At 74.4% G+C, this 15,426-nt stretch carries 18 protein-coding genes; 9 read left to right on the forward strand and 9 right to left on the reverse strand.

The features are described 5' to 3' along the window. Positions 1-44: 44 nt before the first annotated feature. The 6 genes from KBZ10_RS11550 to KBZ10_RS11575 all read right to left on the reverse strand — a co-directional run bounded on the left by KBZ10_RS11550 (position 45) and on the right by KBZ10_RS11575 (position 2,710). Positions 45-548, reverse strand: a complete 504-nt coding sequence (locus tag KBZ10_RS11550; protein ID WP_307847349.1) for a DUF6251 family protein — start codon at positions 546-548, stop codon at positions 45-47. 61 nt (positions 549-609) lie between these two features. After that, a complete protein-coding gene (locus KBZ10_RS11555; protein WP_210987474.1) occupies positions 610-795 on the reverse strand; it encodes a hypothetical protein in 186 nt (61 codons plus the stop codon). Next, entirely contained in the window at positions 792-1,871 is a 1,080-nt protein-coding gene (locus tag KBZ10_RS11560) for a hypothetical protein (RefSeq protein WP_210987475.1), read from the reverse strand. Before KBZ10_RS11560 ends, KBZ10_RS11555 begins: the two co-directional genes overlap by 4 nt. Then, complete coding sequence (locus tag KBZ10_RS11565) at positions 1,864-2,295, reverse strand: hypothetical protein (RefSeq protein WP_210987476.1); 432 nt, start codon at positions 2,293-2,295, stop codon at positions 1,864-1,866. The genes KBZ10_RS11560 and KBZ10_RS11565 overlap by 8 nt, the downstream gene beginning before the upstream one ends. After that, complete coding sequence (locus KBZ10_RS11570; RefSeq protein ID WP_210987477.1) at positions 2,292-2,441, reverse strand: hypothetical protein; 150 nt, start codon at positions 2,439-2,441, stop codon at positions 2,292-2,294. The genes KBZ10_RS11565 and KBZ10_RS11570 overlap by 4 nt, the downstream gene beginning before the upstream one ends. Beyond that, positions 2,438-2,710: a DUF6284 family protein gene (locus KBZ10_RS11575; protein ID WP_210987478.1), complete on the reverse strand. Its 273-nt coding sequence runs from the start codon at positions 2,708-2,710 to the stop codon at positions 2,438-2,440. Before KBZ10_RS11575 ends, KBZ10_RS11570 begins: the two co-directional genes overlap by 4 nt. 507 nt (positions 2,711-3,217) lie before the next feature. On the opposite strand from KBZ10_RS11575, the gene KBZ10_RS11580 reads away from it, so the two are divergent. From KBZ10_RS11580 to KBZ10_RS11600, 5 genes are all read left to right on the forward strand, one after another. Then, on the forward strand, positions 3,218-4,063 hold the full coding sequence (locus tag KBZ10_RS11580) for a sigma factor-like helix-turn-helix DNA-binding protein (RefSeq protein ID WP_210987479.1): 846 nt from the start codon (positions 3,218-3,220) through the stop codon (positions 4,061-4,063). A 233-nt stretch (positions 4,064-4,296) separates the two neighbouring features. After that, complete coding sequence (locus tag KBZ10_RS11585; RefSeq protein WP_374223335.1) at positions 4,297-4,872, forward strand: hypothetical protein; 576 nt, start codon at positions 4,297-4,299, stop codon at positions 4,870-4,872. A gap of 623 nt (positions 4,873-5,495) precedes the next feature. After that, positions 5,496-5,717 carry a hypothetical protein gene (locus tag KBZ10_RS11590; protein ID WP_210987481.1) on the forward strand — a complete coding sequence of 74 codons (222 nt, stop codon included), beginning with the start codon at positions 5,496-5,498 and terminating at the stop codon, positions 5,715-5,717. Beyond that, positions 5,714-6,289, forward strand: coding sequence for a sigma-70 family RNA polymerase sigma factor (locus tag KBZ10_RS11595; protein ID WP_210987482.1), 576 nt, complete (start codon positions 5,714-5,716; stop codon positions 6,287-6,289). The genes KBZ10_RS11590 and KBZ10_RS11595 overlap by 4 nt, the downstream gene beginning before the upstream one ends. Continuing rightward, positions 6,286-7,155 (forward strand): hypothetical protein, encoded by an 870-nt coding sequence (locus KBZ10_RS11600; protein WP_210987483.1) that lies wholly within the window; start codon positions 6,286-6,288, stop codon positions 7,153-7,155. The genes KBZ10_RS11595 and KBZ10_RS11600 overlap by 4 nt, the downstream gene beginning before the upstream one ends. Before the next feature lie 236 nt (positions 7,156-7,391). On the opposite strand, the gene KBZ10_RS11605 is transcribed toward KBZ10_RS11600, so the two are convergent. Together KBZ10_RS11605 and KBZ10_RS11610 are read right to left on the reverse strand one after the other, a co-directional pair. Beyond that, positions 7,392-8,750: an SGNH/GDSL hydrolase family protein gene (locus KBZ10_RS11605; protein ID WP_210987484.1), complete on the reverse strand. Its 1,359-nt coding sequence runs from the start codon at positions 8,748-8,750 to the stop codon at positions 7,392-7,394. Between the two features lie 90 nt (positions 8,751-8,840). Then, on the reverse strand, positions 8,841-9,548 hold the full coding sequence (locus tag KBZ10_RS11610; RefSeq protein WP_210987485.1) for a polysaccharide deacetylase family protein: 708 nt from the start codon (positions 9,546-9,548) through the stop codon (positions 8,841-8,843). Between the two features lie 562 nt (positions 9,549-10,110). On the opposite strand from KBZ10_RS11610, the gene KBZ10_RS11615 reads away from it, so the two are divergent. Continuing rightward, complete coding sequence (locus KBZ10_RS11615) at positions 10,111-11,058, forward strand: alpha/beta hydrolase (RefSeq protein WP_210987486.1); 948 nt, start codon at positions 10,111-10,113, stop codon at positions 11,056-11,058. 130 nt (positions 11,059-11,188) lie between these two features. On the opposite strand, the gene KBZ10_RS30030 is transcribed toward KBZ10_RS11615, so the two are convergent. Next, positions 11,189-12,622 (reverse strand): helix-turn-helix domain-containing protein, encoded by a 1,434-nt coding sequence (locus KBZ10_RS30030; RefSeq protein WP_307847351.1) that lies wholly within the window; start codon positions 12,620-12,622, stop codon positions 11,189-11,191. A gap of 134 nt (positions 12,623-12,756) precedes the next feature. Between KBZ10_RS30030 and KBZ10_RS11625 the strand changes: the two genes are divergently transcribed. The 3 genes from KBZ10_RS11625 (at position 12,757) to KBZ10_RS11635 (ending at position 15,419) form a co-directional block, all read left to right on the forward strand. Next, positions 12,757-13,731, forward strand: coding sequence for a PHB depolymerase family esterase (locus KBZ10_RS11625; RefSeq protein WP_307847353.1), 975 nt, complete (start codon positions 12,757-12,759; stop codon positions 13,729-13,731). Between the two features lie 227 nt (positions 13,732-13,958). After that, positions 13,959-14,489: a DinB family protein gene (locus KBZ10_RS11630; protein ID WP_210987488.1), complete on the forward strand. Its 531-nt coding sequence runs from the start codon at positions 13,959-13,961 to the stop codon at positions 14,487-14,489. A 312-nt stretch (positions 14,490-14,801) separates the two neighbouring features. Continuing rightward, on the forward strand, positions 14,802-15,419 hold the full coding sequence (locus KBZ10_RS11635) for a GNAT family N-acetyltransferase (protein WP_210987489.1): 618 nt from the start codon (positions 14,802-14,804) through the stop codon (positions 15,417-15,419). Positions 15,420-15,426: the final 7 nt, after the last annotated feature.

The raw sequence follows: 15,426 nt of genomic DNA on the forward strand, positions 1-15,426 counted from the left end.
TCCCCACGGCCCCGGGCTCGGTGTCCCGGGACCGCAGGCAGCTGTCAGCCCTTCCGGCGCTTGAGGTTCTTCGCGGCCTGCGTGCCTTCCGGTCCGCCGACCGCGCGGACGACGGAGACGACCGTCCAGCCGACGACGGCGACCACCAGGGCGGTGACGGCGAGCGTGACCGCCATCGAGGCCAGGGCGGCGGTCAGCAGCGGGCCGAAGACGACCGCCCCCGCGACCGCTCCGGCGCCGATGCCGGCCCCGAGCGCGACCCGCTGCACCGTGCGGTCCGGCGGGGCCTGGTGGACGTGGACGACCTGCGGCACGGGCGTGCCCTGCTGTTCCACGGGGAGCGGCTGCGGGCGGTGCACCGGCAGGTTCTCCGGCGAGTAGCAGCCGCATCCGGCGTGGTGGACGTGCTCGTTCATGAGTCCTCGCATTCGCAGAGACAGCCGGTGCCTGCGCAGCGGCCGCAGTCCTGGCAGGTGTCGCAGGTCCGGCAGTGGTGGCAGCCGCGCGGCACGGGCGGCCAGCACCGGCAGCCGCGGGTGGGCTGCCACGGGTCGGGGGAGCCGAAGATGCCGACCGGGGCGGCGGCCCGCTTCGGGGCACGGCGGGCCGTCACCGGTCGGCCTCCTGGCCCCCGTCGACGATGTGCAGCAGCTCCGAGACGACGACCTCCAGTCGGCCGAGCATCCGGGCCACGTCCCGCTCGCCGCTCGTCCACATGGCCTCGGAGGCGGCCAGGGCCTCCCGGGCCCGCTCCACCGTCCGGCGGTCGGAGTCGTCCAGCTCGATCCGGCTCATGACCGGCCCCCCTCGTTCTCCTCGGGGGCCGGGCGGCGGCTTCGCACCACTTCCCGGCGTAGTTCCGTCGCCTGACGGCGGGACAGGCCGAGACCGTCGCGCAGGGAGTCGATGGTCACCGGGCGGCCGGTGTCCTTGACCGCCTGACGGTTCAACCGGCGGGCCGCCCGCCGCAGCTCGGCAGCGGTCATCCCGCCGGTCATCTCGGTGACCGGCTCGGTGACCACCTGACGGGCCGCCTCGGCGGGCACCGCAGCGGGCAGCTTCGCGGTCACATCCGGGTGCTCCAGCCGGTCCCACATCAGCGGCACCGGCGGCAGCTCGGCGACCGGCGGCATGACCGGCGGCACCGGCCCGTCGTCGGCCCGCTCCACGGTCACCGCGCCGTCCGCCTGGTCCTCGACGTCGACGGGCGCCGACAGCTCCCGGGCCGCGCCGAACATGTCGGCCAGGGCCGCGTCCGCACCGGCGGTCAGCCGCTCCCGCTGCACCGCCACCAGGCGCTCGCCCAGCTCGGCGTCCCCGGTGCCGACCCGGCGGGCCAGCTTCCACGCGGCCAGCTCCGAGCGGCGCCGCATCTTCTCGTCCGGGTGGCCGGCCGCCCGCGCCCGGTGATAGGCGAGCCGCTGCACGGCCTCCGCGTTCCGCCGCTGCGCCTCGGCGTCGACACCGGTCCGGTACACGACGACGCGCCGGGCGAGGAAGCCCAAGCCCTCAGCGGCCACGCACATGCCCATCGGGGACACGCCGTAGATGACCGCTTCGGTGAGGTCGTCGGCAACGGCCAGGCCCACGGCGGAGGCCACCAGCGGCGCCAGCCACAGACCCGCCCGCACCGGGACGGGCGCGGACTGGCCCAGCAGCGTCACGCCGACCATGACCAGGGCCAGGACCAGCGTTGCGCCTTCACCGGCGGCCACCATGCCCGCGGCCGTGGCGGCCCGGCCGAACTCCGCCGTGATGTTGGTGAAGGTGCCCCATGCCCCGGCCGCGCCGGTGCCGAGCATCAGCACCCCGGCCACCGCCAGGACGGTGATCTGACCCCCGGTGAGCGGGGCCCGTGTCGTGTCAGTCATCGGGGGCCTCCTCGATGCGGTAGGCGCGGGCACACAGTGGGCAGCCGTCCGGGGCCCCCAGGACGGGCCGGGAGCCTCCGACCCACCCCGCGGCGGCCACGGCCAGGACGACGGCCGCGGGCTCCCACCGGCGGGCCAGCAGCAGCACGAAGCCGCCGACCAGCGCGACCAGGAGCACCGCGGGTTCGGCCATCACGTGATGCGCGGCCAGGAAGGCGCGGCGGACGGAACGGCGCAGAGCGGTCACCGGGGCACCCCCTGCGGCACGCGGGGTGCGGCGGGCCGCCTCGGCGTAGCCATCACGCGCCATCGCCTGGTAAGTGGGGCGCGTCTCGTGCTCCTGGCCGAGGCGGGCGGAGACACCGGCCAGGGTGTCGGCCCGCTGCTCCTCCTGACGCGCGGCACGGGGGATACGACGGCTCATCGCTGCGCCTCCCCGTGGAGAGCGGCCAGGCGCGCGGCAGCCTCCCGCTGGGCGGCGGCCGCGGCCTCGGCGGCGGCCAGGTCGGCGGCCGCCTGCTGCCGGGCGGCCTCCAACTCGGCGACGGCCTGGTCCTGGGGTCCGTTCATGCCGCACCCCCAGCGGCGCCGGCCGCGCGGTTGGTCAGGGCCCGGCGCGCGGCAAGCACCCGCCGTCGCGCCCGGCGCAGGCGCCGGGCGTCCAACTCGGTCGGGATGCGGTTCAGGAAGGTGATCTGTGCGTCCAGCAGGTCAACCTCCGCCAGGATCAGCGGGAGCTCCTGCTCGATCGCGTCCAGCTCCGGTCCGGTCGGCTCACGCTCGACCAGCCCGGAAGGGGCGGCGGTAACAACCGCCTGACATGCACCGATGTGCTTCATGGGTCGTGATCTCCCTAGCAGGTGGAAACGGCCCGAACAGCGGCTCCCGGGAGGCACCCCGGGAGCCGCGCGCCGTTGAGAGTGAAAGAGCCGCACCCGACGGGTGCGGCTCGGCCGCAGCATGGGCGGCCGGTGCCCCGGGCCGGATTCGATCCGGCGCCCTCACGGCTGACTGCCGGGGCGGTGGCCTCCCCACTGCGGCCTCAAAGGACGCTGCGGAAAGACCGAGTGCGGGGACGCTCATGGTCCCCTCGCGGGCCGCCTTATCGGAGGAGGCGGCAACCTCGTCACGCTGTTGAGTTCTCAAGGAACGGCCGCTTCCTTCCGACCCGTTTCACGGGGCCGTCCGGGCGTCGTTGCAGGCCAAGCAGCCGCAATGAACGCCACCCCGATTGCTTAGGGGGGCTTGCGTCTTTGCTTGATAGGTACCGTAGGCAAACCCCGAGCCGGGCGCAAGCCCCTCTTGCGATAGAGTTGATAGCCCCCCTAGGCGAGGATGAGAGAACAGTGGAAGACGAGATGAAGCGGATCTCCGAGATCGCGGTCCCGGTCGACCGGGCCCGAGCGGCAATCGACCTGATGGCGACCTATCAGGGGCGAGTTACGGAGCTGTCCCGCATCCGACGCGAGGCGATCGAGGAAGCGCAGGCGTCCGGGATGACCCAAACCGAGATCGCCGCGAAGTTGGGCGTCAGCCGCGGGCGGGTCGGGCAACTGGCTTCGGCCGGCCCGCCCCCGGAGCGAGCGTTCTTCGGGACCGACCTGGTCACGGTGTCGCTTGGCGGCAAGCCGGAGGCGGGGAAGGGGCCCGACGAAAACCCCAGTGCGGTCGTGGTCCGGGAGGACCTCGACAACTTCGAGCACCTGCGCAAGTTGCTGGGCGGCATGAAACTCGAAGCTCAGTACGAAGTCATCCCGCCGAACGGCATCGTCAACCTGAACCGTGAGAACCACGTGGTGATCTGCGGCCCCCGGCTGTCACCCATCGTGGCCCAGGTGCTTGAAGGGGACCACAGCCTTCAGTTTGCGAAGGACCGAGCTTGGCACCTGGTGGACCGAAAGGCCGGCCAGGTCTACCGATCCCCGATGGACGAAGACAGCGAGCCCGGAGACTTCGGTTACCTGGGAAGGCTGCCGCGTCTGGACGGCCGGGGCACGTTCCTCTACATCGCCGGTATCCACGCCATCGGCGCCAATGGGGTGGTGCACTACCTGGAGCATCACCTGGCTGAGCTCTACCGGGAAGTTCGGACGAAGCGCTTCTCAACGCTGATTTCCTGCCGCTACAACCCGGACACTCTCGAAGTTCTGGAAAGCCGCAGGGTCACCCCGCTGTACCGACACGAAAGCTGATCATGCGCGTCTGTCTGGATACACAACCCGGGGGGAGCGGCCCCAACGAAGACTGGGTGGCCGGTACACCGAGTCTCGCCGTAGTGCTCGACGGTGTCAGCACGGCAGGCTTGTCGACAGGCTGTGCTCACGGTGTCCCGTGGTACGTCGCTCACCTGGGGGGCTACCTCACGGCCGCGTTGGCGGACCCGAGTCGGCCGCTCTCGGACGCCTTGTCCGAAGCGATCGACCGAGTGACCGCCAAACACCCGATGTGCGACTTGAGCAACCCAGGAACGCCGTCAGCGACGGTGGCGATCCTTCGGCAAGGCGCCACCACCCTTGACCACCTCGTATTGGCAGACTCTCCAATCGTTTTGGACAGCTACGGCGACTACGCGGTCATCACTGACCTTCGCGTGGACGACGTTCTCCCGGAGCTCCAAGCCGAGGTTGCCAGCCACGAGACGCATACGCCGGGGCACCGAGAAGCGCTGCAACGCCTTGTACGCGCACAGAGGGAGGTGCGGAACACGGCAGAGGGCTATTGGGTGGCAGCGAGCACCCCCGAGGCAGCACAGCACGCGGTCACCGGGGCAACTCCGATCGAGGGAACGCGGGCCGCCGCCGTCATGTCGGATGGTGTCTCGCGGCTGGTGACGGAGTACCGCATGGCTGATTGGGCCGACGTCTTCGCCGCTCTCCGTACGGAGGGACCACACGGCCTGATCGCGACGGTACGCAAGACCGAAGCGACCGACCCGACAGGTCGGCGGTGGCCTCGGTACAAGTCAGGGGATGACGCCACGGTTGCCTTCTGCCAGTGGTGACGTAGGCGGGGCCGTCTGTGGGCCGTCGGAGGGCGGCCCAGGGTGACCAACAACGACCACTGACGACCGCCCCCCCCGCTGGTCAGGACGACCTGTCGGGAAAGGCCGCGAGGCAGCAGACACGGCATATCAGTTCTTCGACATCTAGAACGACCGGCCTCACCGGCTTCGGGTTCCGGGACCGCCGTCCGCGCTCTCCGCGCGGGCGGCGGTCCTCGTGTTGGTCCGGTGGCGCGGTGCCCTCGCGCGCGCCGTCACGGTCGTGGGCAAAACCTGAACTGAGAGTGACGTCGCTCACAGTGCCTCCGCGGGCGGGCGGCTCCGGAGGGCGGCGAGGGTCTACCAGATGCGGCGGATGGCGGCGGCCGGCCGCCGGAAGGGCCCTGGTGGAGTCGGTGACACCGTGTGATGGGGGCCGTCGGCGGGGCATTCCGGTTGCCGCCGCGGAACTACCGGTCGGTCACTTGGGGTGGTTTTTTTTCGGAGTGGGCGTCAACGTTCGGCCGTGCGGCTCGATTAGCTGGTCACTGAGAGCGAACACCTCTCCGGCACGGGTCCGGCCCGACCACGACGACGGACACGGGACCGCGGTGCCGGCCGCCCCTCCGAAAGCGAAGCAAGCCGTGAACGAAGTGCTCCTCCATGGACTGGTGCTGGCCACCGCCATGCGCGTGTTCACCCCTGACGCCGCACGTCTCGTACGCCGGGCCCTCGCCGCCGGCGTACGGGTCGGAACCGCCTCCCTGCCCGACCGCCGGCCCCCGCTGCCCGCCGCCCCGGTGCCCGCCCCCGCCGGAGCCGTCAGCCCCTTTCCGGTTCCGGAGCAGGGAGAGCAGCGCGCATGAGTGACGACACGCCTCCATCACACTCCGGCCGCGCCCTGCGGGCCCCGTCCGTGCAACTGCCCCGCGCCTTCTGGGCGCTGCACCGCCAGTACTACCGGCCCTACCAGCGCTACGCCGAGCTCCAGCTGGGCGACCCCGGCGCGGCCACCCGGCTGGTCCACCAGGTGTTCATGGACCTCGCCACCCACTGGGACCAGCTGATGGAGGAGCCCAACCCGGCCGCCTGCGCCTGGTCCCACGTCAAGCAGTGCATCACCGCCGAACTGCGGGGCCGGGAGCCGGCCATGGCGGAGACGGCGGTCTTCAACAGCGTCGCCCGGGTGGCGCTGGAGTCGGTGCGCGAGCAGTTCGCCGCCATGGAGAGCAAGCTCGGTCTGTATCCGGCGATCTCCCGGCTGCCCGACCGGCTGTTCGACGTCATCGTCCTCCGGCACGTCCTCGGCTACCCCTCCGGCCGGACCGCCCACATCATGGGCATCACCGAGGCGACGGTGCGCTCCCATCTGGGTGCCGCCCGCCGGAAGCTCGAACGGGACCTCGGACTCACGCCCACCGGCCAGGAACACCGATGAAGGAGACAGGAACCCCCATGCAGCCGCCCCGCACCCTCGGCGAGCTCCTGGCCGACGCCGAAGTCCTCCGGCACGGCTACGAGGAGGAGGAGATCGCCGCCTCCCGCCGCCGCATCGAGCGCGACATCGCCGAGCTCCACCGCCGCGGCGATTCCCGCGGCCGGCCTGCGGCGCCGGCCGTCCACGGCGGACGCGCCACTCGGCACGGGGCTCAGCGGGCAGCCCCTCCGTGGGCCTCCTCCCGCCACGGGCGGGCCGCCGGCGATCTGCGCCATCTCTCGGCCTACGTCCTCCACACCGCCCATGCCGCCCGGCACATCGGCCGGCTGGCCACCTCCCACCAGCTGGAGCCGGAAGGCGCCCTGATCTTCGCCTGTCTCCTCCACCTCTCGGACCGCGAGGAAGTGGCGGAGTTCCTCTGGCAGTTCTCCGCGGGCGCCGGCAAGACCGTCTCGGCCCTGTGCCTGCATCTGCTCCACCTCCAGCGGGGCGAGCTCCGCGACGCCCGGCACTGGGCCCGCCAGGCGTCCGCTCTGGAGAACCACGCACAGCCGGCCGACGGCGACCCGCGGCCGGACGAGGCCCCCGAGATCCCCGCCTCCCTCATGCTGCTGCGCACCCGGCTGGGCCTGGCCGAGCTCGACCGTGATGTCCCCGGCGGCGGTGCCTCCGGGGTCCACGGCCCCGGCCCCCAGGGCGGACCGGGAAGGTCGGGAGGGAAGCCGGCCGGGCCGGCCCGGCTGTCCCGTTCCCTCACGGCCGCGGTGCAGCGTCTCGTGGCCAGGACGAACCCGTACGAGGGTTCTCTGCCCTGGCCGGACCGGGATCTCGCCCTCCGGCTGGAGCACTGTGGCGTCGCCCCGTAGCGGGACCGCGCCCGCCCCGGGGGAGCCGGGAGAGGCCACGGGGCCGCCACCCCGGGGGCGGGGGTGGCGGCCCCTGGGACCCCCGGAGACGGTGGGGGCCCCGGCCCGTACCTCGGGGCTCCGGCCCGCGGGTTCGTCGGCACCCGCGGGCACCGGCGCCCGAGGACGTCGGTGCGGTCCCGGGGGCGGGCGGACGCCGGCGCGCGGGCGCCGGTCCGCTCACCCCCGCCGCCCGGTCAGCGGAAGAGCCGCAGCGGGACGGCGCGCCCCATGGCGGTGAGTCCCGCGTCGTTGGGGTGGAGGTGGTCGCCGCTGTCGTAGGCCGGGAGCAGGCGCTCCGGGTCCTGCGGGTCGCGGACGGCCCGGTCGAAGTCGATGACGCCGTCGTACGCGCCGCTGGTGCGGATCCAGTGGTTGAGCCGCTGCCGGGCGGCCTCGTTCTCCTCGCTGTAGAAGCCGAGCGTGTCGTTCTTGAACGGGGTGACGGTGCCGCCGTAGATCTTCAGTCCGCGCTCGTGGGCGCGGGCGATGAGCTGGCGGTGGCCGTTGATCAGGTCCTCCGCCGTGACCCGTTCGGACTCGGGGGCGATGGTCCCGGGGTGCCCGAGGTCGTTGACGCCGAGCAGCACCATCGCGTAGCGCGCGCCGGGCTGGGCGAGCACGTCGCGGTCGAAGCGGGCCAGTCCGCTCTCGCCGAAGTAGGCCGCGTACGCCTCCGCCGGGTGTCCCTCCGGCGGGTTGGGGTCGTGGAGGAGCCGGTTGCCGCTGATGCCCTTGTTGACGACGCCGGTGCCGCGCAGGGCCGGGTGCTCCTGGAGGCGCCGGGCGAGGACGTCGGACCAGCGGTTGTTGGCGTCGTCGCTCGTGCCCGCGGTGATGGAGTCACCGAGGGCCACGGCGGTGGCGGGCCGGTGGGCGGCCACGCTGACGCCGGTGAGGAAGTACCAGCGGTCGTGGGGCGCGGCGGCCGCGAGGTGCGTGCGGCCGGTGACGTTGCCGTCGGCGACGTAGTTCGTCTGGTGGGCGAAGGCGGTCACGGTGGAGCCGGGGGTGCGGCGCGGAAGGTGGATGCTGACGACGAGGTCGGTGCCGGCCGGGACCCGCAGCGTCACCGGGTCGCTCAGCAGCGGGGCGCCGGGCGGGACGGTGACGGAGCGCCTGCCGCCGAAGGTGAGCCTCCGGTCGGTGGCGGGGTCGATGGACGATCCCGGCTCCCCGCCGGCCCGGCGGGCGACGCGTGCCTCGCCGATGCGCAGCCGTTCGGTGCCGAACTCGTTGGAGAAGCGGACGCGCAGGGTCTCGCCCGCCCGGCTGACCCGGACGATCTGACGGAGGGTCTGGTCCTCGAAGACGGTGTCGTCCGAGGCCGGGACGGTCGTGGGAGCCGCGCCCCAGGTGCCGGTCCAGGCGGGACCGGTGCGGGCCGGGCCGCTGCCGGCGCCGAGCGGCCCCGGGGTGGTGGCGGGGGCGGCGGGCGCCGAGACCGCCAGCAGGATGCCGGTGAGCAGAGCCACGGCGCCGGCTCGTACCCGGCTCCAGGGTCCGGGGCGGCGGCCACCCCGGGGCCCGGTGGTCCGGGTGCTGGTGTCGTTCATGTCTCTCCAGGGATCGAGCGCGGAACACGGAGCGCGGTGGGCGGACGGCCCGCCGGTCCGCGGGTGGGCGGACGGCGGTCGGATCAGCGGTCAGCCGCGCCGGGCGGGCCGGTCGAAGCGCCAGCCCTCGGAGCGGAGCCTCGGGATGATCCGTTCGACGGCCTCCACGGTCTGGCCGCGGTCGCCGCCGCCGTCGTGGAGAAGAACGACGGCCCCGGGGGTGATGCCTTCCTCCAAACGGCTGACCAGTTCACCGGTGCCCGGCGGGTCCCAGTCCCCGACCGCCAGCCGCCAGCCCAGCGGCTGCATCCCCAGCCCGGCCGCGACCTCGGGGCTCTTGCCCCAACTACCGTACGGGGCACGGAAGTACGGAATACGGGCGCCCGGGGCGGCCCGGCGGATGGCGGCGGAGGTGCGCAGCAGGTCGGCGCGGACCTCCTCCTCGGACCAGGCGCCCATGTCGTCGTGGTGCATGCTGTGGTTGCACAGCGTGTGGCCGCCCGCGACGATCTTCCGTACGAGTTCGGGGTGGGCCTCGACATGGTCGCCCCAGAGGCAGAACACCGCCTTGACGCGCTGCTCGCGCAGCACCTCCAGCAGCCGCGGGGTGTCGGACGGGTTCGGCCCGTCGTCGAACGTCAGGGCGACGCTGTTGCCGCCGTGCCGGGTGGAGTCCACGATCGCCGGGGTGGCCCGGCCGCCGCCCGCCGGGCCGTTGGGCCGGTGGGCCTGCGCGGCCGGCGCGGTGGCCGCGGTCACCGCGGTCACGGCCGCGGCGGCCAGACAGAGTGCGGTCACGAGCGGCAGGGGGCCCGCCGGGCGGCGCCGTGCGCGCGGGCGTCCCGTCCGGCGGGGAACGCCGGGCTTCCGGGTCTCGTTCCGGCCGGGCTCACCGGCCCCGTTCCGGGTCGCGGATCTGGTCATCGCTGACTTCTTTCTGACGCTCCGTGGGCGCGCGGCGGTCTCCCGTGCCGTCCCGGACCGCCCCGGGAGGCGGGCGGGGCGGCAGCGGGACCCAGCTCCATCGGCCCCTGCTCCCCAAACGCCCGGCCAGAGAGCCCTATCGGAAATTTTCCGGAACTCTATGATCGAGCGGGGCAGACCCTAGGAAGGGGTTTTTCCCACGTCAAGGCCCAGGGCACCGGCAGCCTCCCGCCGAGGTGAGCCTTCCGCCCGAAGGGCCAGGTCGCGGGCTGCTGAAAACTTTTCGGCTCCGCCGGCCGGTGCGCGCGGGTGTCGGGCGGCGGAGGCGGTTCTTCCGACGCCCGTCTGATGACCGCGGCGGACCCTCCGTGGCACCGTTCTGGAGGTTCCGCGCGACGCCACCCCCCACCCCCGCGCGGCACGGAGGGATCCAGGGATGCGTTACGCCTTCGACCCGGAACTCGCCGCGGCGGTCGCGATGATGCCGGAAGTCGACATCAGCGATGCGGCCGCGGCCCGTGCCGCGCAGGCGGAGCAACTGGCCGCCGTCGTCGCCGCGGCCGACACCCGCGGCGTCGTGGTCGAGGACATCGCCGTCCCCGGCCCCCGAGGTGCCCCGGACGTGCCGTTGCGGCTGTACCGGCCCCGGGACGCGAGCGGCCCGCTGCCCGTGCTCTACGCGATCCACGGCGGCGGCTTCGTCGTGGGCTCACCCGACGCCGACCACGAGGGCAATCTGCGGTTCTGCCGCGAGCTCGGCGCGCTGGTCGTCTCGCCGGACTACCGGCTGGCCCCCGAACACCCCTTCCCCGCCGGGCTGGAGGACTGCTACGCGGGCCTGGCCTGGCTGGCCGGGAACGCGGCCGAACTCGGCATCCTGCCCGACCGGACGGCGCTCTGGGGCGACAGCGCCGGGGCCTGCCTGGCCGCCGCGCTCACCCTGCTCGCCCACGACCGCGGCGGCCCGGACCTCCGTTTCCAGTGCCTCGCCGCCCCCGCCCTCGACGACCGGCTGCGCACCGCCAGCGCCCGGCTCCACACCGACACCCCCGTGTGGAACCGGCACAACGCGCAGCTGAGCTGGGAGGCGTACCTGGGGCCCGGCACACCGGGCTCCGCGGACGTCTCCCCGTACGCGGCCCCGGCCCGGGCCGGGATCACCCGGCTGGCCGGGCTGCCGCCCGCGCACATCACGGTGATGCAGTTCGACCCGCTGCGGGACGAGGGCATCGACTACGCCCGCTCGCTGCTGGCCGCCGGGGTGCCCACCGAACTGCACGTCCTCCCGGGGACCTTCCACGGGGCCGGCGCGGTCGAGCACGCCGCCGTCATCCGGCGGATCACCGCCGAGGTCACCGCCGTACTCGCCCGGGCTCTGGCCTGATGGGCGGCCGGGCGACGGGCGGCCGGGCGGGAAGCGTCCGGCCGGTCTCCCCGGAGGCCCCGGAGGCCCCGGAGCGCCCGGCTGTCCCGGGGACGGGCGCCGGCGCGTGCGCCGGCACGGCCCGCGCCGCTCACTCCGTGCCGGACAATCGCCAGGCGTACAGCGCCAGATGGGCCCGGAAACGGTCCTCCGGATCGCGCAGCCGCCGGCCCAGCACCTCCTCGACGTGGGCCAGCCGCGCCGCCACGGAGCTGTGGTGCAGGTGGAGTTCCGCGGCGGCCTGCCGCAGCGAGCCGGTGCGGCAGAACGCGGCCAGCGCCGCGATGCCCGTCCCGCCGCCCTCCCCGGCCGCCAGCTCCGCCAGGGCCCGCACCTCCGGCCGGGCGCGCAGCCGATCCGCCGGGATCTCGGCGAGCAGTGCCACGGGACCGAGCGTGTCGTGGTCCGCCACGGCCTCCCCGGGCGGCCCCGAGACCGCGAACCGCAGCGCCACCCGGGCCTGCCGCCAGGAGACGGCGGCGTCGAGAGCACCGGTGAGGCCGCCGACGCCGGCCCGTACGCTCCACGGCGCGCGCTCCGCGGGTCTCCCCGCCGGGCCGGGACCGGCCGGACGGGCACCGGCCGGGCGGGCACCCGCCGGGCGGGCACCCGCCGCTGCCCGCAGCTCCTCCGCGGGTGAGGCGGGGTCACCGTCGGGGCGCTGCACCAGCACCGCGCCCAGCGAGCCCAGCCGCGCGATCCGTACGGAGCTCCGCAGACGGCTCCGCCCGAACAGGGCGACCGTCTCCACCCCGACGTCGGGCCCGGGGCCGGACCCCGGGCCGGCTCCGCTGCCGTGGGCGGGGCCGGGGAGTGCCCCTGCGCCCGGCCGGGCCGGGGCGCCGCCCGCCCCGTTCACGCCCCCCGCGCCGCCCGAGCCGTTCACACGGTCCGCGCCGCTCGCACCGCCGGCCACCGGCAAGCCCCGTCCGCCCGCGGAACCGGGCGCGGCCGCCGGCGCGCCGGCGGCGGCAGGCGCTCCCGGCGTCCCCTCCGCCCCGGTTCCCGCCAGCGCCACCGCCACCACCCGTAGCGGCAGTTCGGGCACCAGACCCAGCAGCCGCAGGGCCCGGGCGCGGTCCTCGACGGCCTCCCGTTCGGAGAGCACCAGTTCGACGAGCGCGGGATCGGCCGTATGCGGTGGCTCGGCCGCGCGGCGCCGTCCGTCCAGCATCCGGGCCGCGATGGCCATCCACTCCAGCACCAATTCGTCGAACGGGCCCGGCGCACCCGGGCGCTCCAGCCAGACCCGCCCGCCGGGTCCGGAGCCGGTGCCGCCGAACAGGGCGCTGCCGGACACTCGTTCGGGCTCGCCCGGGAGCGCGGCTCCCCCGGGCCCGAACCGCACCCTGCGTCCGCCGGTCCGCTCCAGCCCGGCCGGGCACTGCGCGAGTCCGGCGGTGGACCGCACCAGCGACACGGCGTCGGTACCGGCGCTCATCAGCGCCTCGAAATGGGCGATCACCCGCACCGCGGTGGCCGCGTCCGCGTCCAGTGCCGACAAGCGCAGCAGCAAGCCCTTCACAGCCGCAGTCTAGGAAGGAGAACGGCATGCCCGACACCCCCACGTCGCCCGCGGCCCCGTCCCGCGGGGGACCGTTACGCGAGGGACCGGCACGCGAGGGACCGGCACACGGAGAGCCGACGCGGGGACGGCCGGTGCGCGGGGCCTCGCCGCGCACACGGGCCGCCGCCCTGTTCGGCGGAGTCCTGCCGCTGCTGGCGGCCCTGTTCCTCGCCGGCGCCCCCACCGCCGCGGCGGCGCCCACCGCCCCCACCGCGCAGCTCGTCGAGGTGAACGACTTCGGCACCAACCCGACCGGGCTGCGGATGCACCAGTACGTGCCGGACGGTGTCGCGGCCCGGCCGGCCCTGCTGGTCGCCGTGCACTACTGCACCGGCTCCGGACCGGCGTTCCACAACGGCACCGAGTTCAAGTCGCTGGCCGACCGGTACGGCTTCATCATCGTCTACCCGTCCGCCACCCGCAGCGGCCAGTGCTTCGACGTCTCCTCGCAGCAGGCGCTGCGCCGCGACGGCGGCAGCGACCCGGTGGGCATCAAATCCATGATCGACCATGTGAAGCAGCGCAACAACGTTGATCCCGCACGGGTGTTCGTCGTCGGCGCCTCCTCCGGCGCCATGATGACCAATGTCCTGCTCGGCAACTACCCGGACGTGTTCCGGGCCGGCGCCTCCTTCGCGGGCGTACCGCACAGCTGCTTCGCCACCACCGACGGCTCCGGCTGGAACAGCGCCTGCGCCAACGGGCAGATCAACCGGAGCGGGCAGCAGTGGGGCGACCTGGTGCGCGGCGCGTACCCCGGCTACGACGGCCCCCGGCCGCGGGTGCAGATCTGGCACGGCACCCAGGACAACACCCTGCGGTACCCGAACTTCGGGGAGCAGATCAAGCAGTGGACGAACGTCCACGGCGTGAGCGAGAACCCGTCGTCGACCGACCAGCCGCAGTCCGGCTGGACCCGCACCCGCTACGGCGGCACCGGCGACCAGGCTCCCGTCGAGGCGATCAGCATCGCGAACACCGGCCACAACCTGCCGCAGGGCGGACAGGCCGCGCGAGCCGTCACCTTCTTCGGCCTGGACGGCACCGGAGCCACCTCGGCCCGATAGGGCACGGCACCGGAGCCACCTCGGCCCGATAGGGCACGGCACCGGAGCCGCCTCCGCCCGATAGGGCACGGCACCGGAGCCGCCTCCGCCCGATAGGGCACGGCAACCGCACCGCCCCGGTGTGACCGCCGGGGCGACGGAACCGTGCCGCTCGTCTCCCACACACCTCCCTCTCGCCCCCTCGGAGGGGCCTTCTCCGGCCCGGTGCGCGTTGGCAGGATGGCCGTATGACGACCTTCGACCGTCCCGTACCGCCACTGACCGCCGACGAACGCACCGGGCTGGAGGTCTGGCTGGACTTCCAGCGCGAAACGCTTGCCGCCAAGTGCCGCGACCTGACGGAGGAGCAGTTGCGCGAGGCGGCCGTACCTCCGTCGGCCATGACGCTCCTCGGCCTGGTGCGGCACATGGCGGAGGTGGAACGGAACTGGTTCCGGCGCGTCCTGCTCGGCGACGGTGCCCCACCCGTGTTCGGCGGCGCCGCCGATCTCAGCGATACGGACGGCGGCTTCGACCTGAGCGACGGGCTCGGCCGGGACGAGGTCTTCGCCCGCTGGCGCGCGGAGACCGACAACAGCCGGAGGGTCTGCGCGGGCCGCGGCCTGGAGGACACCGGTCTCCTGCCGCCCGGCCCGGGCCCGGTGGACGGTCCCGTCAACCTGCGCTGGATCTACGTCCACATGATCGAGGAGTACGCCCGCCACAACGGCCACGCCGACCTGATCCGCGAACGCGTCGACGGCGTCACGGGAGTGTGACGCCCTCCCCGTCGAGGAGCGGGGATTCCCGGCTCACCCGGGCTGCGGGCCGGCGGCCGGGCTGTTCCTGCCCGATCGGCACCAGCCGGACCGGGACCGGCCCGGACCGGCATCACGCGGGCGGAGTCCTTCTCCCCGGAGGAGACGGTCCGGCGGTCCGGCGGTCCGGCGGACGCGGACCGGTGAGCCCGTGGCCCGGCGAGTGGCCCGGGACTCGGGACCCGGGGATCACCCCCTCCACGCGGTAGTTCCGGCACCCGGCCGCTCCCTCCCCCGGACTCCGCCGGTTCCGGTACGTGGTTCGATACGCCGATGAGCCACGACCACCGCTTCGCGCCCGGCGGGACCCCGCTTCCCCGTATCCGGCCACGGGCCGGCGCCGACCTCGGCCCGTGCGCCCGGCTTCTCGCCGAGATCCACGCGTGCGACGGCTATCCGGTCAACTGGCCGGAGGAACCGACCCGTTGGCTGACACCGTCCGCACTGCTCACGGCCTGGGTGGCGGAGCTGGACGGGCACGTCGCCGGGCACGCCGTCCTCTCCCGCAGCGGGCCGGACGACGCGGCACCGGCGGTGTGGAGCGGACGAGCGGGACGGGACATCTCGGCGACGGCCGTCGTCAGCCGCCTCTTCGTCGCCCCGGCGGCGCGCGGCCGCGGAGTGGGCGCGCTGCTGCTCGGCCGGGCGGCGGAGGAGGCCCGCGCGCGCGGCCTGCACCCCGTCCTCGACGTGCTGGCCTCCGACACCCGGGCCGTGGCCCTGTACGAGCGGCAGGGGTGGCGGTTCCTGGCCGCCGTCCGGCAGCGGTGGTCCCCGGACACAACGGTCACCGTGCGCTGCTACGCGGCCCCTCCGCCCGGGCCCGCGGCCGGGCCCGCGGCCGGTGACCCGCGCGAAGGGCACGGTCCGGCCCCTCTTCGCCGACCGTGATGGCGCC

The organism is Streptomyces sp. F63 (assembly GCF_018070345.1).
GTDB lineage: Bacteria > Actinomycetota > Actinomycetes > Streptomycetales > Streptomycetaceae > Streptomyces.